This window comes from Streptosporangium sp. NPDC023963, assembly GCF_040639135.1.
Lineage (GTDB): Bacteria > Actinomycetota > Actinomycetes > Streptosporangiales > Streptosporangiaceae > Streptosporangium.
Genome location: NZ_JBEZZK010000015.1, coordinates 171,179 through 192,026 on the forward strand (window position 1 = coordinate 171,179; position 20,848 = coordinate 192,026).

The window sequence follows — 20,848 nt, forward strand, 5'->3', positions numbered from 1 at the left end:
GGGTCCATTCTGCGTCGGACCGGGTAACGGGAAACTACTCCATCCATGCCGAAAACCGGCAGTGCTGGAGAAACAAAAACGCACCTGGCGGCTCGGGTGAGCCGCCAGGCGCGTCGGGGTCGAGGAGGGCGGCTTCCTCAGCCGGCTACTCGGGCGGTGATGTCGTCGCCGATCTCGCGGGTGGTCCGGCCCGCCTTGCCGGCCGGCCGCTCGGCCAGGTCGCCGGCGACGGCCTGCTCGACCCTGGCGGCCTCGGCGGCCAGGCCCAGGTGGTCGAGGAGCATGGCGACCGACAGGATCGTGGCGGTCGGGTCGGCCTTGCCCTGGCCCGCGATGTCGGGGGCGCTGCCGTGGACCGGCTCGAACATGCTCGGCGCGGTGCGGTCGGGGTTGACGTTGCCGCTGGCCGCCAGGCCGATGCCACCGGCGATCGCCGCGCCGATGTCGGTGAGGATGTCGCCGAAGAGGTTGTCGGTGACGATCACGTCGAAGCGCTCGGGCTGGCTGACGAAGAACATCGAGGCCGCGTCGACGTGGCAGTAGTCGGTCTGGACGTCGGGATACTCCAGGCCGACGCGGTCGAAGGTGCGGGCCCAGAGGTCGCCGGCGTAGGTGAGCACGTTGGTCTTGTGGACCAGCGTCAGCTTCCTGCGGGGGCGGCCCAGCGCCTTGTCGAAGGCGTAGCGCACGACGCGCTCGACGCCGTGGGCGGTGTTCAGCGACTCCTGGGTGGCGATCTCGTGCGGCGTGCCCCGGCGCATGACGCCGCCCGCCCCGGCGTACGGGCCCTCGGTGCCCTCGCGGACGACGACCATGTCGATGTCCTCGGGGCGGGCCCCGCCCAGCGGCGTCTCGACGCCGGGGAAGAGCTTGACCGGGCGGAGGTTCACGTAGTGGTCGAGCCGGAAGCGGAGCTTGAGCAGCAGGTCGCGCTCCAGGACGCCCGGGGGCACGCTGGGGTCGCCGACCGCGCCGAGCAGGATCGCGTCGTATCCGCGCAGCTCGTCGAGGACCGGGTCGGGCAGGGTCTCGCCGGTCTCGTGGTAGCGCTTGGCGCCGAGGTCGTAGGTGGTGGGCTCCACCTTCGTGCCGACCGCTTCGAGGACCTTCAGCCCCTCGGTGACGACCTCGACTCCGATTCCGTCCCCGGGGATGACCGCCAGGCGAATGTTACGCGAATCCATGCAGGCACCTTACCGGTCCGTCTCGGTGATCGAACACCGGTCTCATTCTCCGGACACATCCGCCCGGCGAGACGTTTGATCGTTTTGTCCGTCTTTGCTTGGTATTGACCGTTTCGTGAGGTTTCGTTATGGTCCTCCCAATCACGTCAATGCCTAATCCGTACGGGCCATCCCCTTACCGGGCCCGCACGGAGCCGGGGAACCACTCTTTACGGGATCTACCGGACACCGGGCGCCCCGCTCCTCCCCCGGAGCGCGTTCCCGGCCGTCATCAGGTGGATTCCTTGGGGCGAATCAGCGCGTTCTCGCGCCGTAGGGCGGCCTCCACGCCCGAGCCCGACAGCTCACCCGGCCGGCCTTATGGAAGGAATCACCCTGTCCGGCACAGTTCTCCCCCGCGTCCTGTCCATCTCCGCCTCCATGATCGTCGCCGGCGCCGCGGTGTGCGCGAGCTCGACCGCCGCCCTGGCCGCGTCCCCGCCCCCCGCCCCCGGGCCCGCCGCGCTCAACACCCCCGCGCTGAAGGACGCGCTGAAGGCCGCGGCCGTCAAGCCCGCCTGGCAGAAAGCCGTGAAGTGGGCCATGTCCAAGCGCGGAACGCCCTACGTCTGGGGCGGCACCGGCAACGGCGGCTTCGACTGCTCCGGCCTGGTGCTCCGCGCCTACGGCGCCGCCGGCATCAAGCTCCCCCGCGTCACCAACGACCAGTACGCCGCCTTCTCCAAGAAGATCGCCTGGAAGAATCTCAAGCCCGGTGACCTGGTCTTCTTCAGCGGTCTCGGCCACGTCGGCATGATCACAAAGCCCGGCTACATGGTTCACGCCCCGCAGACCGGCGACGTGGTCAAGGAGGAGAAACTCGACTCCTGGCGCCGCGACTCCTTCGCCGGCGCGGTGCGCCCCGACCCGCAGGGGGTTCAGCTGACCAAGCGGGTCGAGCTCGCGACCGAAACCGTACCCGGCGGATGAGACACGCCGGCGGATCACCGCCGGGAGGCCGTGGAGACCCCGGCGGCGGCGAGAACGGGTTCAGCGGGTGGGAGCACCGCCGTTGTCCCTGCGGTCCAGAGCGGTCTGGAGCGCGTCGATGGCCTCGTCCTCGGTCTCCTCGGGACGGTTCCAGGGATACATGTCGTACATGGCGAATCTCGTCTCGGTCGCATGCCTGCAAGGAAGGTGGTCGAGACTCCGGTCGGGACTCCGACCAGGCCTGATGTCGCGGGTCCGGATCACGGACCGGCGGCGGGGGGCTGGGAGCCGGCACGCGCCACGACACCGCGGCGAGTCGCCGGCCTGCCCCTGTCAGGCCTCGCCGCGGCAGGTAGGAATTACGAGAACCTGGCGCATTTCACTTCAGGCTACCTGGCCGCGGGAAAGCCGTCTCGCCCGGTGTACACACTTCTCACATGCTGAGACGAGAAGTGGCCGCCGTCCCGGTCTCCGGGGCGGCGGCCACATCGGCGGTACGGCTGGGTACGGCTAGTCGGCCAGGTCGACCGAGCGGCCGCTGTCGGCGCCGATCTCCGAGCCGATCTGGTCGATCACCTCGGCCGGGATGGCGGTGTCGACGGTGAGCGCGATGAGCGCCTTGCCGCCCTTGGCGTCGCGGGCCACCTGCATCGAGGCGATGTTGATCGAGTGGTCGCCGAGGATGCGGCCGACCACGCCGACGATGCCGGGGCGGTCGGTGTAGGTGAAGAACGACAGGTGGTCGGTCGGCTCGATCTCCATCTGGTAGCCGTTGACCTCGACGATCTTCGTGATCTGCCTCGGCCCGGACAGGGTGCCGGAGACCGAGACCGCGCGGCCGTCGGCGAGGACGCCCCGGACCGTCACGACGTTGCGCCAGTCGGGGCTGTCGGAGCTGGTGATCAGCTCGACCGACACGCCGCGGTCCTTGGCCAGCAGCGGGGCGTTGACGTAGGTGACCGAGTCCTCGACCACGTCGGTGAAGACGCCCTTGAGCGCGGCCAGCTCCAGCACGCGGACGTCGTGGGAGGCGATCTCGCCGCGCACCTCGACGTCGAGCTTGGTGGCGACCTCGCCCGCGAGGGCGGTGAACACCCGGCCGAGCTTCTCGGCCAGCGGCAGGCCCGGCTTGACGTCCTCGGCGACGGCGCCGCCCTGGACGTTGACCGCGTCCGGCACGAACTCCCCGGCGAGCGCGAGCTTCACGCTGCGCGCGACCTGGGTGCCGGCCTTCTCCTGGGCCTCGTGGGTGGAGGCGCCCAGGTGCGGGGTGACGACGACCTGGTCGAGCTCGAAGAGCGGGCTGTCGGTGACCGGCTCCTTCGGGAACACGTCGATGCCGGCGCCGGCGACGCGGCCCTCCTTGATCGCGGAGTAGAGGGCGTTCTCGTCGATGATGCCGCCGCGGGCGACGTTGATGAGGCGGACGTTCGGCTTGACCGTGTGGAGCTCCCTGTCGCCGATGAGGCCGATGGTCTCCTTGGACTTGGGCAGGTGCACCGTGATGAAGTCGGCCTCGCTCAGGGCCTCCTCCAGCGAGACCAGCCGGACGCCCATCTGCGCGGCGCGGGCCGGCTGCAGGTAGGGGTCGTAGGCGATCAGCTCGACGCCGAACGGCTGGAGTCGCTGAGCGACCAGCTGGCCGATCTTGCCGAGGCCGAGGATCGCGACGACCTTCTCGTCGAGCTCCACGCCGGTGTACTTCGAGCGCTTCCACTCGCCGCCCTTGAGCGCGGAGTGCGCCTGGGCGACGTTGCGGGCGGAGGCGAGGATCAGGGCGACGGTGTGCTCGGCGGCGCTGGTGATGTTGGAGGTGGGCGCGTTGACGACCATGACACCGGCCTTGGTGGCGGCCTCCACGTCGACGTTGTCCAGACCGACGCCCGCGCGGGCGACGACGCGGAGCCGGGGCGCGTTGGCGATCGCCTCGGCGTCGACCTGCGTGGCGCTGCGCACGATGAGCGCGTCCACGTCGGCGAGGGCGGGCAGGAACTGGGCACGGTCGGCGCCGTCGGTGTGGCGGACTTCGAAGTCCGCGCCCAGAACCGCGAGACCGGCCTCGGAAAGTTCCTCAGCGACCAGTACGACAGGCTTGTTCACAGGCTGGATCCTTACTAGACGGTGAGGGGTGCACGGACCTCACGTAGTCTATCGGCGCTTGTGAACGCGTTCACGAGTGTCCCGCGATCCGAGACGCCCCACGCCGGCCAGGACGCTCCCGGAGACACCGGAGACACCCTCGAGGCGCGAGGGGGCTTCGGGACCCAGGAGGCGGTTACCCGTCCTTGACAGATCTCATGCACCCAAAATTCAAGTTGGTATTGATCCCAGGAAAACTTCGCGATTACCCTGATAAGCCGTGGTCCACTACCTATCGTTCCTCATATGAGCATCGGGAACCCCGCTCTCGGCAACGTGCTCGCGCAGCACGGCGATCCGCACCGGCTGCTTGCGGCGCTGGCCGAATGGGGACTCCTGGTTGCCGTGCGACCCGACCGCTCCGTCGTGCTCGGCACGACCCAGGCCGGTGATCGTGTCCTGCTCGGGTACACCTCGGCGGACACCTACGCGCGGCACCGTGGCAGCCACTCGCTGTCGGCGTGCGACGCCGACACCATCCTCGACATCCAGCGGGTCACCGGCGTGCGGGAGATCGTGATCGACGCGGCGGGCCCGGCGGCCGCGGCCGTGCCGATCGAGGATCTCCAGCGCTACCTGCTCTCGACACGCAGCGGCCCCACGCCCGCGCTGTCGAGCGCGGCGCCGACGGCGTACGCGACCGGGGCGATGGCCACGGTCTCGCGTCCCGCGCCCGCGCGCCCGCCGAGAGCGCCGGTGCCCGCCGCACCCTCCCAGCCGTGGATCCCGGCGCCCCGGCCGCACCTGTCGGGCCCGATGCAGATGGTGGACCCGGGATACCGCCGGTGCGACCATCCGATCCTGCCCGCGCTGCGCGCCGCGATCTCGCAGCTGCTCGTCGACTACCCGCTCGTCCACCACGTGTGGATCTCCGAGGCCAGCACCTCCTCGGGCGCGCCGGGAATCATGCTGCACGTGAAGGTGCACATGTCGGCGGCCGAGGACGTGGTCAGGGACATCCATCGCGGGGTGCGCGCCCGGCTGCCGCAGCTCGCCGCGAGCGAGGCGCCGATCCTGATGGCCAGGGTCGCCGACGCGCGCAGCGAGCAGCGGATGGTCGAGCTGGGTGCCCACGTGGTCTGCGCCGACGTCACCGACTGAGCGCTCCGACCGGCCGGGCAGGGCGAGCCGGGGTTGACCCCCGCGCCGATGCCCGGCCGCCCCCGGAGCTCCGGGGGCGGCCGGGCACGGCCCGGAACGGCGGGTCAGGTCAGGCGGCGGGTGAGCACCACCCTCGTCCGGACGCACAGCCCGGCCAGCAGCGCGGTCAGCAGGGGCAGGCCGACCAGCACGCCCGCCACCAGGAGCCAGGGCACGTCGACCACGAGGGTGACCAGGCCGGACGGCATGTCGTTCACCGTTCCGACCCCGGAGGCCCGGGCGCGGTAGAACCCGCTGAAGACGCTCGCCACCCCGGCGACCAGCCCGACCAACATCCCCGCCCCCACCCCCAGGCCGGAGACGAACGCGGCCTGTCCGGCGACGAGAAGGCGCTGGACGCGGCCCGCCGCCCCCACCGCCGCCAGCGTGGCGCGGTCGGGACGGCCCTCCGCCACGGCCAGGCCGGTCGCCGCGAACGTGCCCCCGAGAACGAGGACCGACGCGCCGGCGGCGAAGGCGAGGAGCGTCGCCATGTCGTCGTCGCGGAAACCCCGCTCGACCCGGGCGAAGGTGGTGGAGTCGACCTCCCGGACGGCGGCGTTCAGCCGCTCCTCCTGCCGCGGCGTCGTGCTCACCGCGGCCGGATCGGCGATGAGGGCGTCGTGGCGGACGGCGAGGCCCAGCTCGGCCGCCGACGAGACGGGTAGTACCGCGGTCACCAGCGGCTCGCCCGGGGGCCGCCGGACGACGGCGGGCACCGAGCGCGTGACGCGTTTCGTGATCTCCGTCGTGAAGACCAGCTTCCCGTCGCGCAACACCCTCGGGTCGAACACCACCGCCTTGCCCGCGGCGAGAGCGGCCTCGGCGGCGGGATCGGGACCACGCAGGAAATAGCGGACCAGGTCGGCGCCGCCTATCGGCGGGGGGCGGAACAGCGCGCGGGAGAGGAACGCCCCGCAATCCCTCGCGCAGCCGGGCTGGACCACGACGTTGACAGGTCGCGAGCCGGGCCCGACGAACTTTCCCACCTCGATCAACGGCACTCCGGGCAGGGCGGAGGCGACGACTTTCCTGATCTCCCGCCAGATCGCGGGGGCGGGCGCGTCGGAGGACACGACGGTGCTTCCCCCCACGTACTGGGGCGTGTAGCGCTCCCGGTCCCGGGCGGTCTGGCTGGAGACCATCACCGCCACGGTGGCGAAGACGGCGGTCGCGACGAGCACCGCGGCCACGGCGGGGGCCGTGCGGCCACGGTTGCGCGCGGCGTCCCTGGCGGCCATCCGGAACGGCAGCGGCAGCCGCGCGGCCAGGCGCGCGGCGACGCCGACCAGCCACGGCGTCAGCAGGATCAGCCCGAGCTGCCCGAGCACCGCGCCCAGCAGCATGCTGATCGGCTGCCACGGCACGCGCTGATCCCACCGTTGCAGGAAGACGGCGCCGAGAAGGATGACCGCCATCGCCACCGCCAGGAGCACCGCTCCCAGCACCGGCAGGCCACGGCGTTCCCTCACCCGGCTCCGGCGACCGGCCAGCACCTCCGCCACGTCGGCCCGTGACGCCTGGACGGCGGGGACGACCGCCGCGAGCAGCGCGCTCACCACCCCCAGAAGCACGGCGAGCGCGACCAGGCCGGCGGGCACCTCCAGGGGGCCGCGGTGGACGAACGGCGCGGCGGCCGCACCGACCCCGATCCCGCCCGCGGCTCCGAGCAGGGAGGCCGCGAGCCCGAGGGTGAGCCCGTCCGCGAGGACGACGCCGCGCAGGTGGCGGGGCGAGCCGCCCTGCGCGGCGATCAGCGCGAGTTCGCGCCGGCGTCGCCGGATGCCGACGGCGAACGCCGGTCCGGCCAGGAAGACGACCTCCAGCACGACGATGACCGCGCCCAGGACGACCATCACGACGTCCGACGTCCGCATCGGCACGTGGGGGACCGGATCCTCCGGGCCGTTCCCCGCGGGAGGCGGATCGTTGACCACCGCTCGCGAGAGGACCTTGACACCGTGCTGGTTGATCTCGCGAACCCGCTGCCAGGAGACCGGGGCGGAGGTGTCGACGAGCCAGCTCGTAGCGGCGTCCCGGGTGTCGTCGGGCGCGGTTCCCGGGGGCGCGACGATCTCGAGGCTTTCGGGCTCGCTCTGGGACTCGACGACGCCGACCACGGTGACGACGGTGCTCGTACCGGTCAGGGTCAGGGTTCTCCCCTCCCGCAGTCCCAGCCCGGCGCTTGCCGCGACCTCCCCCGCCACCCGCGGCAGGCGCCCCGACCGGAGCGTGTACATGCCCGTGGTGATCGGGTCGTGCAGGTCGATCTCCCGGAGTTCGGCCTCCCGGTAGGCGCCGGCCGCCTCGTAGCCGGTCCAGAGGCCGCGCAGAAGGATCGCGCGACTGCCCGGCCCGAAGAGGGTGAGGACCTCCTGTTCGGTGAGGGTCCGCTGCCTGGCGCCGCGGCCCGCCGGGTGGGAGATCTCGGCGCCGACGCTCTGCCGCACCGGACTGTCGAAGGCGATATCCCGCACGTGCGCGTCGGCCCTGCCGATGTTCCAGTCCAGCCCTTCCCTGAGCGTGACGTCCCCGGTGGCCTGCCAGGTCAGGCCCGCCGCGAGCAGCAGGACCGGCAGGCCGATCATGACCATGATGAGCGCGCTGCGCCCCCTGGCCCGGCCGATTTCCCTGCGGGAGAGGCGCAGGGCGGCGATGATCGCGCTCACGCGGCCACCCCCGCCCGCCGCCGGAGATCTACTCGTCGGAGATCCGCTTGCTGGAGATCCGCTTGCTGGAGATCCGCTTGCTGGAGATCCGTGAACGCGCCCCGCGCGTCCGGTCGCCCGCTCATCGGGCGCTCTCCAGAGGCGTGGCGGTGGAGTCGGCGATCTCGCCGTCGCGCAGGAAGACCACCCGGTCGGCCCAGGCGGCGTAGCGGGGTTCGTGGGTGACGAGCAGCACGGCGGCTCCCGCGTCGCAGCGGGTGCGCAGGAGCCGGAGGATGTCGTCGCCGGTCGGGGTGTCGAGCGCGCCGGTGGGCTCGTCGGCCAGGATCAGCCGCCGCTCCCCCACCAGCGCGCGGGCGATGGCGACCCGCTGCCGCTGGCCACCGGAGATCTCGTCGGGGAAGCGGCCGGCGACCTCGCCGAGGCCGACCTCGGCGAGCACCTCCATCGCCTCGCCGCGGGCGTTTTTGAAGGCGATCCCGTCCAGCTCGCGCGGGAGGGTCACGTTCTCCAGCGCGGTGAGCGACGGGATCAGGTTGAGGTCCTGGAAGACGTAGCCCACGCGCCTGCGCCGGAGCCCGGCCAGTTCCCCGGCCGGCAGGCTCGCCAGCGGCGTGCCCTCCACGACCACGGAGCCCGAGGTGGGCAGGTCGAGGCCTCCGGCGAGGTTGAGCAGGGTGGACTTGCCGGACCCCGAGGGGCCCATCACCGCGACGAGCTCTCCGGCGCCGACGTCGAGGCTCACCCCGCGCAGCGCCGCCACGGTCCGTGGCCCGTCACCGTGCGTGCGGGTCACGTCCGCGAGCCGGACGACCGGGTCGAAGGTCATCTGCCCCCCTCCGGTGCGCGGACCCCTGATCTGAGTTTCGGGAAGGATGTCAACTGTCTGCTCTCCTGCGTCTGAGGATCCCGCGCCTGGGGATCTTGTCTTCGGAGGCCCTCTGCCCGGGACTTCCGTCCCCGGGGTCCTCCATCTAGGGATCTTGTCTTCGGAGGCTCTCCGCCCGGGGCTCCCGTCCCTGGGAGCCCTCTGCCCGGGGATCCTGTCCGCGCGGATCCCGAGCCTGGGGATCCCGGATCCGGGGGGAGGCCGTGAGCACCGCCTCGCAGTGGTCGAGCCAGCGTTGCTCGGCCTCGGCCTGGAAGATCATCGAGTCGAGCACCAGCCGCTGGGCGGGGTTCTCGGAGCTCGCGCGCCTGGCCTGGACGAACGCCTGCAGCGTGCGCATGGTCGCGGTGCGCTGGGCCTGGATGATCGGCCGTACGTCCGCGGCGGCGGTGACCGCCAGGGCGAGCTTGATGACCAGCTCGTCCCGGGGCCGGTCCGACTGGGCGACGGGGGTGCCGAACCATCGCCCCATCTCGGCCAGACCGGCCTCGGTGATCGAGTAGACGACCCGGCCCTGCTCGTCCTGCTCGCCGGGGCTCACCAGACCGTCGCGTTCCAGGCGGGAGAGCGTCGTGTAGACCTGGCCGATGTTGAGCGGCCAGGTCGCCCCCGTCGACGCCTCGAACTCGGCACGCAACTGGTAGCCGTAGCGGGGCCCCTGACTCAGCAGGGCCAGGAGCCCCTGTCGGATCGCCATGGATACTGAGTATGCATACGCAGTATCCATGGGGCAAGAGATCTGCATATTCTGGACAGGTTCCGCCCTTGGGGCCGATACTCGGAGGATGAGCTCGACGCATCCCCCGGCCCGCGCCTCCGACGGGGACCGCGATCGCGCGATCAACGAGCTGCGTGACCGTGCCGTCGAGGGGCGCCTGTCGCACGACACCTTCCTCGGCCGTGTCGACATGGCCCTGCGTGCGCGCAACCAGGGCGAGCTCGACAACCTGGTCGCCGACCTGCCGCAACGTGGCCGGTTTCGCCGCATGGTCACCGAGGCCGTCGCCTCCGCCTCCGACTTCACCAAGCGCGTGGAGTCGGCCTGGCGACGCCCCAGGCTGCCCCGGCTCGCGCTGCCGGGCGACGGCAGGACCCGCTACGTGGTGGGCCGGGGCTCCGCCTGTGACCTGGTGCTCGCCGACCTGACCGTCTCCCGGGTGCACGCCGAGCTGCGCCGCGACGAGGAGGGCTGGGTCCTGGTCGATCTCGGCTCGCTGAACGGCACCCGGCTGAACGACTGGCGCCTGGTCGGCCCGGCCAAGGTCCGGCCGGGCGACGTCGTCTCCTTCGGGGACTGCGGCTTCCTGATGATCACGCCTCAGATGCTCTGACCGGCCGCGCCCACGTCATCCCGGACCGCGCCCAGGCCGTTCCGAGCCGCACACCGGTGTTCCCAGGGCCGCGCCACGGTCACCTCGGACCGTGGCGCGGGCTCCGTACGGGAGCGGCCTCAGCCCTCCTTGCCCTCGACGGTGCCGGCCGAGGTCTCGGTGGCGGCGTCCTGGGCCTCCTTGATCTTCGCGGCCGTCAGGGTGTAGCGCGTGGTCAGCAGGATGCCGACCCCCATCAGGATCGCGGGCAGCAGCGTCGAGCCGTACAGGGCCGCCGTGGTCGCCGACTCGGGCTGCGCGACCGGCGTCGAGGGGTCGGACTCGACGAACCCGGTCGCGGCCAGCAGCCAGCCGAGCACGAGCGCGCCGAACGCGAAGACCACGGTCTCCGCGGCCGTCCAGAGCCCGGTGAACACCCCGGCCCGGCGCTTGCCGGTGACCAGGGCGTCATGGACGATCACGTCGGAGAGCATCGAGAACTGCAGCAGCTGGAACCCCGCGTAGCCGATGCCGACGAGGAGCACGCACGCGTGCGCGTACGCCGAACCGAGCGGGCCGGAGACGGCCATCCCGGCGGCGCCCACCATGAACAGCGACGACGACAGGATCATCGCGCCGCGCTTGTCGTAGCGCTTGGACAGCCAGACCCAGAGCGGCATGGTGATCAGCAGCGGGCCGACGATGCCCAGGAAGAGCGTGGTGGTCGCCCCCGGGTCGCCCAGCGTGTAGGTGGCGAAGTACGGGGCGCCGGCCAGCATGACACCGGCCGAGAACATCTGGGCGCAGCTGAAACCGAGCAGCACCATGAACGTCTTGTTCGAGCGGGCGGCGGCGAACTGGGCGGCGATCGACGGCTCCGCCTCGGCCCGCCCGATCACCGGGGCGCGGGCCGTGCCGAAGAAGGCGGCGAGCATCGACAGCAGCAGCACGGCGCCGATGAGCAGCCCCATGGTCCGGTGACCGGAGACGTCGGTGCCCGCGATCGCCGGCGCGACGGCCCCGGAGAGCAGGATCCCCAGGCCGACGAACACCATCTTCCACTGCAGGAGCGAGGAGCGCTCGTGGTAGTCGTCGGTCATCTCCGCCGGCATCGCCTTGTACGGGACCTCGTAGAAGGCGTAGGCCGTCGCGGTGAGGAAGTAGAAGAGGGCGACGTACAGGGCGGCGGAGACACCGGTGAGCGGGGGGCCCGCGAAGGTGAGGGCGAACGTCACCGGCAGGGTGACCGCGCCCAGGAGCATCCAGGGGCGGCGGGCCCCGAAGCGGGAGACCGTCCGGTCGGAGCGCTGGCCCACCCAGGGGTTGATGAACATGTCCCAGAGCTTGGGCAGGAAGACCACGACGCCGGCGATCCAGGCGGGAACCGCGAGCACGTTCGTCATGTAGAACAGCAGCAGCAGTCCGGGGACCGTGGAGAAGGTGGCGGTGCAGACTGAGCCGACACCGTAGCCGACGCGCACGCCGCGCGACACGGTGACGACGGCGGGGGAGGGCGCCGGGGAGACCATGCCACATTCAATCGCAGCGCGTGGGCGCCCGGTAGGTCCCGGAGCGGGGCGGTCCGGCAAAGGCGAGAATATTTCGGCTCCGCCCGGCCGGAGGGCGCCGGGCGGCGAGACCGCCGCCCGTCCCGCGCGATCCGGCGGCACGACCCCCACCCCTGCGGCATACGTCCAGCTCAGACTGCCCATATAGGGAAATATCGGGATTAAGAGGGCTGTAATGCGACCTGAGCACCGCCGGCCCCCGACGTCTCTGCCACCACTCTGGTTTACCTGGGACCCACAGTTAATGTCCGTAATTTGCTGACAAGAGCGATCCGTCCCCGACAGAATGCGGAGTCCATCCAGCGTCTAACCAACTGGAGGAACCGACATGCGCAGACCGCTAGGGGCACTTCTCTGCCTCGGGAGCCTGGCGGCCCTCAGCACGCCGATCGCCACGGCTCACGCCGCGGCCGCTCCCCAGGCCGAGTGCCGTGTGTACGCCGCCAAGCCGTACGTCAACGCCGCCGGACGGATCCAGGCCTCCGCCGCGCGGCTGGGCTGCGACGACACCGCCCTGGTCCGCATCCGCATCAAGCGCGCCGTCCCCGGGGCCGACCCGATCGTCAAGAGCGCGTCGCGGCAGGGGACCAACGGGCGGGTGACGGTGAAGCTGCGCTGTGCCCCCGGCGTCTACTACGCCGTCGTCACCGACTACCGGGGCAACAGCGGCCGCTCCAAGCCCGTCAGGCTCAGCTGCTCCCCCACCGGTACCCCCACCCCCACCCCGACCGGCACCACCAAGCCGACTCCGGCGCCGACCCCCTCGGCCAGCACCACCCCCACCACGGCCCCCAGCTCCGCGCCGGGCTCCTCCGTGTCCGAGGAAGTGGTGCGCCTGACCAACGCCGAGCGGCAGAAGAACGGTTGCGGCCCGCTCGTCTCCGACCCGCAGCTGCGCTCGGCCGCGCAGGGCCACTCGGACGACATGGCGGCCAAGAACTACTTCAGCCACACCTCGCAGGACGGCCGCGACATGACCGACCGGATCAAGGCGAGCGGGTTCAGCCCGATGCGGGCCTGGGCCGAGAACATCGCGATGGGCCAGCGCACCCCGGCCGAGGTGGTCACCGCCTGGATGAACAGCTCCGGCCACCGGGCCAACATCGTGAACTGCGCCTACACCCACCTCGGGGTGGGCGTGGCCAACAGCTCCCGGGGCATCTACTGGACCCAGAACTTCGCCAGGCACTAGGCACCCCGGGCCGCCGCCCCCACCGGCACCCGGAAGGCGCCCGGAGCGCACCTGACGGAAAACGGCCCGTGCCCCCCGCGACGTGAACTCGTCGCGGGGGGCACGGGCCGTTGCTCTTCCCGAGCGCTCTTCCCGAGCGCGGCCACCTGACCGCGGTGACCTGAGCGCTGCGGATCGAGCCCGCGAACCGGGCGCTGTGAACCCGGGCGCGGTGAACCCGGGCGCTGTGAATCCGAGCGCTGTGAACCCGGGCGCGGTGAGACCGGGCGCTGTGAATCCGAGCGCTGTGAACCCGGGCGCGGTGAGACCGGGTGCCGCTACTTGAGCCAGCTCATCATCGGGCGGAGCTTGGCGCCGGTCTTCTCGATCGGGTGCTCGGCGATCTCCTCGCGGTAGGCGGTGAACTTCTTCTGCCCGCCGTCGAACTCCTCCACCAGCTCCTTGGCGAACTCGCCGGACTGGATCTCGGCGAGGATGCGCTGCATCTCCTTCTTCGTCTCCGGCGTCACGATGCGCGGGCCGCGGGAGTAGCCGCCGTACTCGGCGGTGTCGGAGACCGACCAGTACATCTTCGAGATGCCGCCCTCGTACATCAGGTCGACGATCAGCTTCATCTCGTGCAGGCACTCGAAGTAGGCGACCTCGGGCTGGTAGCCCGCCTCGATCAGGGTCTCGAAACCGACCTTGATCAGCTCGGACACGCCGCCGCACAGCACGGCCTGCTCACCGAACAGGTCGGTCTCGGTCTCCTCCTTGAAGGTCGTCTTCAGCGCGCCGGCGCGGGTGCCGCCGATGCCCTTGGCGTACGACAGCGCGAGCTCCAGGGCGTTTCCGCTGGCGTCCTTCTCCACCGCGACGAGACACGGCACGCCGCGACCCGCCGTGTACTGGCGGCGCACGAGGTGACCGGGGCCCTTGGGAGCGACCATGGCCACGTCCACGCCCTCGGGCGCCTCGATGAGGCCGTAGCGGATGTTGAGGCCGTGCCCGAAGAAGAGCGCGTCGCCCTCGACCAGGTTCGGGGCCACGTGGTCGGCGTACAGGTGGCGCTGGATGTGGTCCGGCGCGAGGATCATGGTCAGGTCGGCCTCTTCGACGGCCTCCGAGGGGGTGAGCACGCGCAGGCCGTCGGCCTCCGCCTTCTCCCGGCTCTTGGAACCCTCGGGCAGGCCCACCCGGACGTCCACGCCGGAGTCGCGCAGCGAGAGCGCGTGGGCGTGGCCCTGGCTGCCGTATCCCAGAACGGCGACATGCCGGCCCTGGATGATCGACAGGTCGGCCTGGTCGTCGTAGAAGATCTCAGTCACTTGCTTAACCTTTCGGGTTTCTCGTACGCGTTACGCGGTCCGGTCCAGGGCCCGGAGAGAACGGTCGGTGATGGAACGGGCTCCGCGGCCGATGGCCACCATGCCCGACTGGACAAGCTCCTTGATGCCGAACGGCTCCAGGACCTTGATGAAGGCCTGCAGCTTGTCCGGCGTGCCGGTGACCTCGATGGTCACCGCGTCCGAGGAGACGTCGACGCAACGTGCCCGGAACAGGTTGACCAGCTCCAGCACGCTGGACCGGTTCTCCGCGTCGGCCCGCACCTTGATCAGGGTGAGCTCGCGCTGCACCGACTGCGCCGGGTCGAGCTCCACGATCTTCAGCACGTTGACGAGCTTGTTGAGCTGCTTGGTGACCTGCTCCAGCGGCAGGTCGGCGACGTTGACCACGATGGTCATCCTGGAGATGTCCGCGTGCTCGGTCGGCCCGACCGCCAGCGAGTCGATGTTGAACCCTCTGCGGCTGAACAGCGACGCGACGCGCGCGAGCACGCCCGGCTTGTTCTCCACCAGCACGGAGAGCGTGTGCCTGCTCATGCCTAGTCCTCGCTGTCCCAGACGGGCGCCATGTCGCGCGCGAACTTGATCTCGTCGTTGCTGGTCCCGGCGGCGACCATCGGCCACACCATGGCGTCCTGGTGCACCACGAAGTCGATGACCACCGGCACATCGTTGATCTCCATGGCCTTCTTGATCGTCGCGTCCACGTCCTCCGGGCGCTCGCACCGCAACCCCACGCAACCGTACGCCTCGGCGAGCTTGACGAAGTCGGGGATCCGGCGGACCGTCTGCAGGTCGGTGTTGGAGTAACGCTGGTTGTAGAACAGCGTCTGCCACTGCCTGACCATGCCCAGGTTACCGTTGTTGATGATCGCGACCTTGATCGGCACGCCCTCGATGGTGCAGGTGGCGAGCTCCTGGTTGGTCATCTGGAAGCAGCCGTCGCCGTCGATGGCCCAGACCGTGGTGTCGGGGCGGCCCATCTTGGCGCCCATCGCCGCCGGCAGGGCGAAACCCATCGTGCCCGCGCCGCCGGAGTTGATGAACGTGCCGGGGTTCTCGTAGCCGATGAACTGCGCGGCCCACATCTGGTGCTGGCCGACGCCCGCGGTGTAGATCGCGTCCGGGCCGACGAGCGCGCCCAGCCGCTCCATGACGTACTGCGGGGCGAGGGAGCCGTCCTCGAACTCGGTGTAGCCCAGCGGGTAGGTCGCCCTGTAGGCGTTGAGCGCCGTCCACCAGTCGGCGTAGTCGCCCTTGCGCTCCTCGTTGCGCACCACGTTGATCAGGTCGGAGAGGACCTCCTTGCAGTCACCCACGATCGGGACGTCCGCGTGCCGGTTCTTGGAGATCTCCGCCGGGTCGATGTCCGCGTGGACGACCTTCGCGTGCGGCGCGAAGCTGGACAGCTGGCCGGTGACGCGGTCGTCGAAGCGGACGCCGAGCCCGATGATCAGGTCGGATCTCTGCAGCGCGCCGACCGCCGACACCGAGCCGTGCATGCCGGGCATGCCCATGTGCTGCGGGTGGCTGTCGGGGAAGGTGCCCCGGGCCATCAGGGTGGTGACCACCGGGATGCCGGTCAGCTCGGCGAACTCCAGCAGCTGCGCCGACGCCCCCGCCCGGTGCACGCCGCCGCCGACGTAGAGGACCGGCCGCCTGGCCTCGACGATCAGCTTCGCCGCCTCGCGGATCTGCTTGGAGTGCGGCCGGGTCACCGGACGGTAACCGGGCAGCTGCATGACGACCGGCCACTGGAACGTCGTCATCGCCTGGAGCGTGTCCTTGGCGATGTCGACCAGCACCGGCCCCGGCCGACCGGTCGAGGCGATGTGGAAGGCCTCGACGATCGTCCTGGGGATGTCGTCCGGGTCGGTGACCAGGAAGTTGTGTTTCGTGATCGGCATGGTGATGCCGGAGATGTCGGCTTCCTGGAAGGCGTCCGTGCCGATGGCGCCGCTCGGCACCTGGCCGGTGATCGCGACCATCGGGACCGAGTCCATGTACGCGTCGGCGATCGGGGTGACCAGGTTGGTCGCGCCGGGACCGCTGGTGGCCATGCAGACGCCGACCCTGCCGGTGGCCTGCGCGTAGCCCTGGGCCGCGTGACCCGCGCCCTGCTCGTGCCGTACAAGCACGTGCCGGACCTTGACCGAGTCGTAGAGCGGATCGTAGGCGGGGAGAATCGCGCCGCCCGGGATCCCGAACACAGTGTCGACCCCGACGTGCTCCAGCGCCCTCACGAGGGCCTGGGCTCCTGTCATCTGTTCGGTCATCGGCTCGTTCCTTGTGGCTGAGCATGCGTAATGGCATAAAAAATGCCCCATTCCGCCTGGTCGGCGGAGCTGGGGCGGCGCGCAGGTCGTAGTGCTTCGCTATCGGCCCGCGCGCCGGCGAAGTACTACGAGAATCCCACGGTGAAGCTGCATGGCTCCACCATGGCCGACGCGGCACCCCCGCGTCAAATTCATGGGACACATATCTCAGAGTCCGAGATGCGAGGTCACGCGGGAGTGCCGAGGCTGGAGAGGCTCGTGCGCATCAGCGAATCGACGCCGCGCGCGGCCATCGGGCGCGCCACCAGGAATCCCTGGCCGCGGGTGCAGCCCATCTCGCGCAGCAGTTCCAGCTGTTCGGGCCGCTCGATGCCCTCGGCGACGACGATCAGTCCCAGGTCGTGACCGAGCCGCACGATCGTGCGGGTCAGCAGGGTCAGCGTCTCGTCACGGCCGAGCCCGGACACGAAGGACGGGTCGATCTTGATCATGTCGACCGGAAGCTGCCGCAGGAACGCCAGCGAGGCGTAGCCGGTGCCGAAGTCGTCGATGGCGAGCCGGACCCCGAGGGTGCGCAGCTCGGAGAGCCGGGTGATGGTCTCCTCCGCGTCCTCGACCAGCATCTCCTCGATGACCTCCAGGGTCAGCGCGCTGGGCGGCAGCCCGCTCTCGACCAGGGCCGCCTCGACGGTCTCCACGAAGCGCGGCGCCATGATCTGCCGGGCCGACAGGTTGAGCGAGAGCCCGATCTCCCAGGCGGAGGCGCGCCAGGCGGCCACCTCCCGGCAGGACTCGCGCAGGATCCACTCGCTCAGCGGGACGATCAGGCCCGTGTCCTCGGCCGGGCCGAGGAACTGCTCCGGAGGGACGAACTCGCCGCTCCGGCACCAGCGCACCAGCGCCTCGACGGCGGTGACGCGCGAGGTGGCCAGGTCGACCACCGGCTGGTACTCGATCGCGAACTGGTTCTCCAGCAGGGCCCGCTGCAGGTCGGCGGCGAGCTCCAGGCGCCGCACCACGTCGGCGTGCATGTGCGCGGCGAACACCTCGACCCGGCGCCCGCCCAGCTCCTTCGCCCTGGCCATCGCCACGTCGGCGTTGCGGATCAGGTCGGCGGAGGAGACGTCGTCGTCGGCGAAGGCCACCCCGACGCTCGCGGTCAGCGCGACGTCGCGGTCGGCCACCCGGAACGGCTCGGACGAGACCGTGCGGACCAGCCGCTCGGCCAGGTCGACCGCCGTCTGGGCGTCGACCGGCGCCTCCAGCAGCACCGCGAACTCGTCGCCGCCCCAGCGCGCCAGGGTGTCGTCGGCCCGTACGGCGGCGCGCAGCCTGCGGGCCGCCTGGCCGAGCAGGTAGTCGCCGCTGGCGTGACCCACCGAGTCGTTCACCGCGGTGAAGCCGTCCAGGTCCAGGAAGACCACCGCGACGTTGCTCGCGCCCGGACGGGCCAGCACCTCCCGGGTGCGCTCCTCGAAGTAGGCCCGGTTGGGCAGGCCGGTGATGCCGTCGTGGAAGGTGAGGTGGGCGACCTGGCTGCGCAGGGCCTCCTGGTCGCTGATGTCGCGGGTGGTGACGAGCAGCAGGTCCTCGCCGCGCACGTGCCGGGTGGCCACCGACTCGGCCGGCCGCCAGGTCCCGTCGGAGGCCCGGACCCGGCAGGCGACCATGCACGCGCCCGGCCCCTCCTCGGCCTCCTCCTCCAGGCTCATCGCGCTCAGCGCCGCCTGGATTCCCGGCACGTCCTCGGGGTGGATGTAGTCGAAGATCCTCCCGCCGACCAGGTCGTCGGGGCGGTAGCCGTACGTGATCTCGACGCCCTCGCCGATCTGCCGCACCACACCGTCGTAGTCGCACAGCATGACCACGTCCCCGGCGCTCTCGGCGAGGTCGTGCAGCTGCCGCTCGCCGAGGTGGAGCAGGCTCCGCAGCCGCCCGGTCTCCAGCAGCGTCACGAACAGGCGTACCAGCAGGACGGCGACGATCGACGCGCACACCGAGGCCAGGACCGCCGGCGGGCCGTGCACCCCGCCGCTGATCACGCGCAGGAGCACCACGACGGTGGCCACGCCGACGAGGAACAGCGGCACGGCCGCGATCAGCGACGACGTGCTCTCGCGGACGGACGGTTCGTCGGCCTCGGGTTCGGGCGGCCGGGTCGCGGGCCCGCTCCACGGGACCGCGGCGAGCACCAGGAACGCGGCGGGGGCGAGCCACACCCAGGTCAGGGACGGCGTGTCACCGTTCACCCGGGCGAGCGCGGTGATCGTCTCAGAGGTCGTGACGGCGGCGAGCACGGCCAGCGCGGCCAGGCCGACCGGCCAGGCCGACCGCCGGATCGGCACCACCGCGGGGCCCACGACGCAGGCGAGGATCAGGCAGAACAGCGGCGAGGCGAAGCTGACCGCGGCGTCGCCCGCGTCACCGGCGTCGCCGTAGACCGGGCCCACCAGCGACACCCAGAGGATCACCAGGATGGCGGCGGCGCACACGTAGGAGTCGGCGAGGTCGCGCAGCAGGGCGTGCCCGCGCGCGGGCCGGGCCGCCGACAGCGCGGTGCCGACCGCGATCATGGCCGTACCGGCCAGGAGCACCAGGTCGGCGAAGGTCACCACGAAGGGCGCGCCGTCCGCGATCGGCCGCACCCCCACCCCGGCCAGCCAGGTGACCGAGCCTCCGGCCAGCCAGCGCCAGGCCAGCGCCCTGCGCCTGTCGATCACCTTGGAGGCGGCGGCGAACAGCGAGCCCGCGGCGGCCGCGGCGGTGACGACGCCCGCCACCGCCTCGACGACCACGGCGGGAGCGCCGCTGACCAGAGCGGCAACGAGCCCCACCACGCCTACGGCGGCGGCGGTCAGCGGTACCCGGGGGTCACGCCAGCGGATCAATGTCGTCTGCCCATCAGTGTCGTTTGGTGTGTCTCGTCGATGTGTTTCGCTTTCGCAGCATCCCTTGCTCGCCGCACTCGCGCTGCCGGCGTGAGCGCGTCGTCCTTCGTCCTCGGCGCTCGCACCGGCACAGGGCCAGTGTGTGCCGTCCGGTCCGCGCGAGGGGCGACAACGCCGTAGTCGTCACCGATCTGATAACCGCGAGAACCCCGGAGATCACTTTTAACCGACGGTACGCACCGCAGGTCACGAGGCAGCCACGGTCCGGATTCCTTTGCCGGTCAGTACGAACCCGTGATCACATTTTTGAGCGGCTCGCCCGCGAGGTAACGCAGCAGCTGGGAGCGGAGCAGCTTCAGCGTGCGCCGTACCGAGGCCGGATTGCTGCCCGCGACGTGCGGGGTGATGAGAACTCCCGGCGCCGTCCACAGCGGGTGGCCCGCGGGCAGGGGCTCGGGGGCCGTGACGTCGAGCGCGGCGAGGATTCGGCCCTTCCGCAACTCGGCGACGAGCGCGTCCGTGTCGACCACCGTGCCCCTGGCCGCGTTCACCAGGAGGGCGCCGTCCTTCATCGCGGCCAGGAACCCGGCGTCCACCATGCCGGTCGTCTCGGGCGTCGAGGGGACGAGCAGCACCACCACGTCCGCGCCGGGCAGCAGGGCGGGCAGCTCGTCCAGGCCGTGCACGCCGGGCCTGGCGGTCCTGGCCACCCGGACGACGCCGACCTCGAAACCGTCGAGCCGCCGCTCCAGCGCCTCGCCGATCGAGCCGTAGCCGACGACCAGGACCGTGGAGTCGGCCAGCACCCCGGTGTGGTGATAGGTCCACTCGCCCTCGAGCTGGGCACGGACGAACCCGGGGAACCCGCGGAGCACGGAGATCATCGCTCCCACCACCCACTCGGCGGTGCCCGCGTCGTGCACGCCCCTGGCGTTGCACAACGTCACCCCCTCCCGCAGGTGCGGCCGGTAGGCGTCGACTCCCGCCGTGACGGTCTGCAGCAGCCGCAGGCCGGTCATCCGGGCGAGCAGCCCGGGAAGGTCCGCCACCGGCATCAGCGGCGGGATCCAGACCTCGGCCTCGTGCGCGTCCTCGGGCACCGGCTCCGTGCCGTCGTAGACGACGCACTCCACTTCCGGAAGGTCGCACAGGACATCGGCCGCGGCTTTGGAAGGGACCCAGATCTTCATGGACGCATTATCCAGCCGCGCACCCGTGCCGCCGCACCGCCGATCGCCCCGGGGACGCCGCCGCCCGGCCACGTGGACACGCCGGCGGCCGGGCGGAGGAGAGGAGCGG

The 20,848-nt window shown here is 71.2% G+C and carries 16 protein-coding genes and 1 riboswitch; of the genes, 4 read left to right on the forward strand and 12 right to left on the reverse strand.

What is annotated here, in order from left to right; translation table 11 throughout:
* Positions 1-137 precede the first annotated feature (137 nt).
* Positions 138-1,184, reverse strand: a complete 1,047-nt coding sequence (locus AB0F88_RS34090; protein ID WP_362693726.1) for a 3-isopropylmalate dehydrogenase — start codon at positions 1,182-1,184, stop codon at positions 138-140.
* A gap of 140 nt (positions 1,185-1,324) precedes the next feature.
* Positions 1,325-1,557, forward strand: a riboswitch (cyclic di-AMP (ydaO/yuaA leader).
* On the opposite strand from AB0F88_RS34090, the gene AB0F88_RS34095 reads away from it, so the two are divergent.
* Positions 1,545-2,153, forward strand: coding sequence for a C40 family peptidase (locus tag AB0F88_RS34095; protein WP_362693729.1), 609 nt, complete (start codon positions 1,545-1,547; stop codon positions 2,151-2,153). Its footprint overlaps the riboswitch before it by 13 nt.
* A 510-nt stretch (positions 2,154-2,663) precedes the next feature.
* Here the strand turns inward: AB0F88_RS34095 and serA are convergent.
* Entirely contained in the window at positions 2,664-4,253 is a 1,590-nt protein-coding gene (gene serA / locus AB0F88_RS34100; RefSeq protein WP_362693732.1) for a phosphoglycerate dehydrogenase, read from the reverse strand.
* A 285-nt stretch (positions 4,254-4,538) separates the two neighbouring features.
* Here serA and AB0F88_RS34105 point away from each other — a divergent pair, with 285 nt between their 5' ends.
* On the forward strand, positions 4,539-5,393 hold the full coding sequence (locus tag AB0F88_RS34105; RefSeq protein ID WP_362693735.1) for a hypothetical protein: 855 nt from the start codon (positions 4,539-4,541) through the stop codon (positions 5,391-5,393).
* Positions 5,394-5,497: 104 nt separating this feature from the next.
* Here AB0F88_RS34105 and AB0F88_RS34110 read toward each other — a convergent pair whose 3' ends face one another.
* The 4 genes from AB0F88_RS34110 to AB0F88_RS34125 all read right to left on the reverse strand — a co-directional run bounded on the left by AB0F88_RS34110 (position 5,498) and on the right by AB0F88_RS34125 (position 9,687).
* Positions 5,498-8,101: an FtsX-like permease family protein gene (locus AB0F88_RS34110; protein WP_362693738.1), complete on the reverse strand. Its 2,604-nt coding sequence runs from the start codon at positions 8,099-8,101 to the stop codon at positions 5,498-5,500.
* Entirely contained in the window at positions 8,098-8,226 is a 129-nt protein-coding gene (locus AB0F88_RS34115) for a pentapeptide repeat-containing protein (RefSeq protein ID WP_362693741.1), read from the reverse strand. Before AB0F88_RS34115 ends, AB0F88_RS34110 begins: the two co-directional genes overlap by 4 nt.
* The gene (locus AB0F88_RS34120; protein ID WP_362693744.1) at positions 8,223-8,930 is read right to left on the reverse strand and encodes an ABC transporter ATP-binding protein; all 708 of its coding nucleotides are present in this window, start codon (positions 8,928-8,930) and stop codon (positions 8,223-8,225) included. The genes AB0F88_RS34115 and AB0F88_RS34120 overlap by 4 nt, the downstream gene beginning before the upstream one ends.
* Before the next feature lie 145 nt (positions 8,931-9,075).
* Positions 9,076-9,687, reverse strand: a complete 612-nt coding sequence (locus AB0F88_RS34125; protein WP_362693747.1) for a PadR family transcriptional regulator — start codon at positions 9,685-9,687, stop codon at positions 9,076-9,078.
* A gap of 88 nt (positions 9,688-9,775) precedes the next feature.
* Between AB0F88_RS34125 and AB0F88_RS34130 the strand changes: the two genes are divergently transcribed.
* Entirely contained in the window at positions 9,776-10,321 is a 546-nt protein-coding gene (locus AB0F88_RS34130) for a DUF1707 and FHA domain-containing protein (protein ID WP_362693750.1), read from the forward strand.
* 119 nt (positions 10,322-10,440) lie between these two features.
* Here the strand turns inward: AB0F88_RS34130 and AB0F88_RS34135 are convergent, their stop codons facing one another.
* Positions 10,441-11,829: an MFS transporter gene (locus AB0F88_RS34135; protein ID WP_362693753.1), complete on the reverse strand. Its 1,389-nt coding sequence runs from the start codon at positions 11,827-11,829 to the stop codon at positions 10,441-10,443.
* Between the two features lie 367 nt (positions 11,830-12,196).
* Between AB0F88_RS34135 and AB0F88_RS34140 the strand changes: the two genes are divergently transcribed.
* Complete coding sequence (locus AB0F88_RS34140; protein WP_362693756.1) at positions 12,197-13,060, forward strand: CAP domain-containing protein; 864 nt, start codon at positions 12,197-12,199, stop codon at positions 13,058-13,060.
* A gap of 317 nt (positions 13,061-13,377) precedes the next feature.
* Here the strand turns inward: AB0F88_RS34140 and ilvC are convergent, their stop codons facing one another.
* The 5 genes from ilvC to AB0F88_RS34165 all read right to left on the reverse strand — a co-directional run bounded on the left by ilvC (position 13,378) and on the right by AB0F88_RS34165 (position 20,739).
* On the reverse strand, positions 13,378-14,358 hold the full coding sequence (gene ilvC, locus AB0F88_RS34145) for a ketol-acid reductoisomerase (RefSeq protein ID WP_362693893.1): 981 nt from the start codon (positions 14,356-14,358) through the stop codon (positions 13,378-13,380).
* Positions 14,359-14,397: 39 nt separating this feature from the next.
* Positions 14,398-14,922, reverse strand: a complete 525-nt coding sequence (gene ilvN / locus AB0F88_RS34150; RefSeq protein WP_362693759.1) for an acetolactate synthase small subunit — start codon at positions 14,920-14,922, stop codon at positions 14,398-14,400.
* Between the two features lie 2 nt (positions 14,923-14,924).
* A complete protein-coding gene (locus AB0F88_RS34155) occupies positions 14,925-16,712 on the reverse strand; it encodes an acetolactate synthase large subunit (RefSeq protein ID WP_362693762.1) in 1,788 nt (595 codons plus the stop codon).
* A gap of 176 nt (positions 16,713-16,888) precedes the next feature.
* Positions 16,889-19,495, reverse strand: a complete 2,607-nt coding sequence (locus AB0F88_RS34160) for a GGDEF domain-containing protein (RefSeq protein WP_362693765.1) — start codon at positions 19,493-19,495, stop codon at positions 16,889-16,891.
* A gap of 335 nt (positions 19,496-19,830) precedes the next feature.
* A complete protein-coding gene (locus AB0F88_RS34165) occupies positions 19,831-20,739 on the reverse strand; it encodes a 2-hydroxyacid dehydrogenase (RefSeq protein ID WP_362693768.1) in 909 nt (302 codons plus the stop codon).
* Positions 20,740-20,848 lie beyond the last annotated feature (109 nt).

Bases quoted from the DNA above. Each gene is read 5' to 3' on its own strand.
- AB0F88_RS34090 (WP_362693726.1), bottom strand. From the start codon at position 1,184: ATGGATTCGCGTAACATTCGCCTGGCGGTCATCCCCGGGGACGGAATC.
- AB0F88_RS34095 (WP_362693729.1), top strand. From the start codon at position 1,545: ATGGAAGGAATCACCCTGTCCGGCACAGTTCTCCCCCGCGTCCTGTCC.
- AB0F88_RS34105 (WP_362693735.1), top strand. From the start codon at position 4,539: ATGAGCATCGGGAACCCCGCTCTCGGCAACGTGCTCGCGCAGCACGGC.
- AB0F88_RS34115 (WP_362693741.1), bottom strand. From the start codon at position 8,226: ATGAGCGGGCGACCGGACGCGCGGGGCGCGTTCACGGATCTCCAGCAA.
- AB0F88_RS34120 (WP_362693744.1), bottom strand. From the start codon at position 8,930: ATGACCTTCGACCCGGTCGTCCGGCTCGCGGACGTGACCCGCACGCAC.
- AB0F88_RS34125 (WP_362693747.1), bottom strand. From the start codon at position 9,687: ATGGCGATCCGACAGGGGCTCCTGGCCCTGCTGAGTCAGGGGCCCCGC.
- AB0F88_RS34130 (WP_362693750.1), top strand. From the start codon at position 9,776: ATGAGCTCGACGCATCCCCCGGCCCGCGCCTCCGACGGGGACCGCGAT.
- AB0F88_RS34135 (WP_362693753.1), bottom strand. From the start codon at position 11,829: ATGGTCTCCCCGGCGCCCTCCCCCGCCGTCGTCACCGTGTCGCGCGGC.
- AB0F88_RS34140 (WP_362693756.1), top strand. From the start codon at position 12,197: ATGCGCAGACCGCTAGGGGCACTTCTCTGCCTCGGGAGCCTGGCGGCC.
- ilvN (WP_362693759.1), bottom strand. From the start codon at position 14,922: ATGAGCAGGCACACGCTCTCCGTGCTGGTGGAGAACAAGCCGGGCGTG.
- AB0F88_RS34155 (WP_362693762.1), bottom strand. From the start codon at position 16,712: ATGGGGCATTTTTTATGCCATTACGCATGCTCAGCCACAAGGAACGAG.
- AB0F88_RS34165 (WP_362693768.1), bottom strand. From the start codon at position 20,739: ATGAAGATCTGGGTCCCTTCCAAAGCCGCGGCCGATGTCCTGTGCGAC.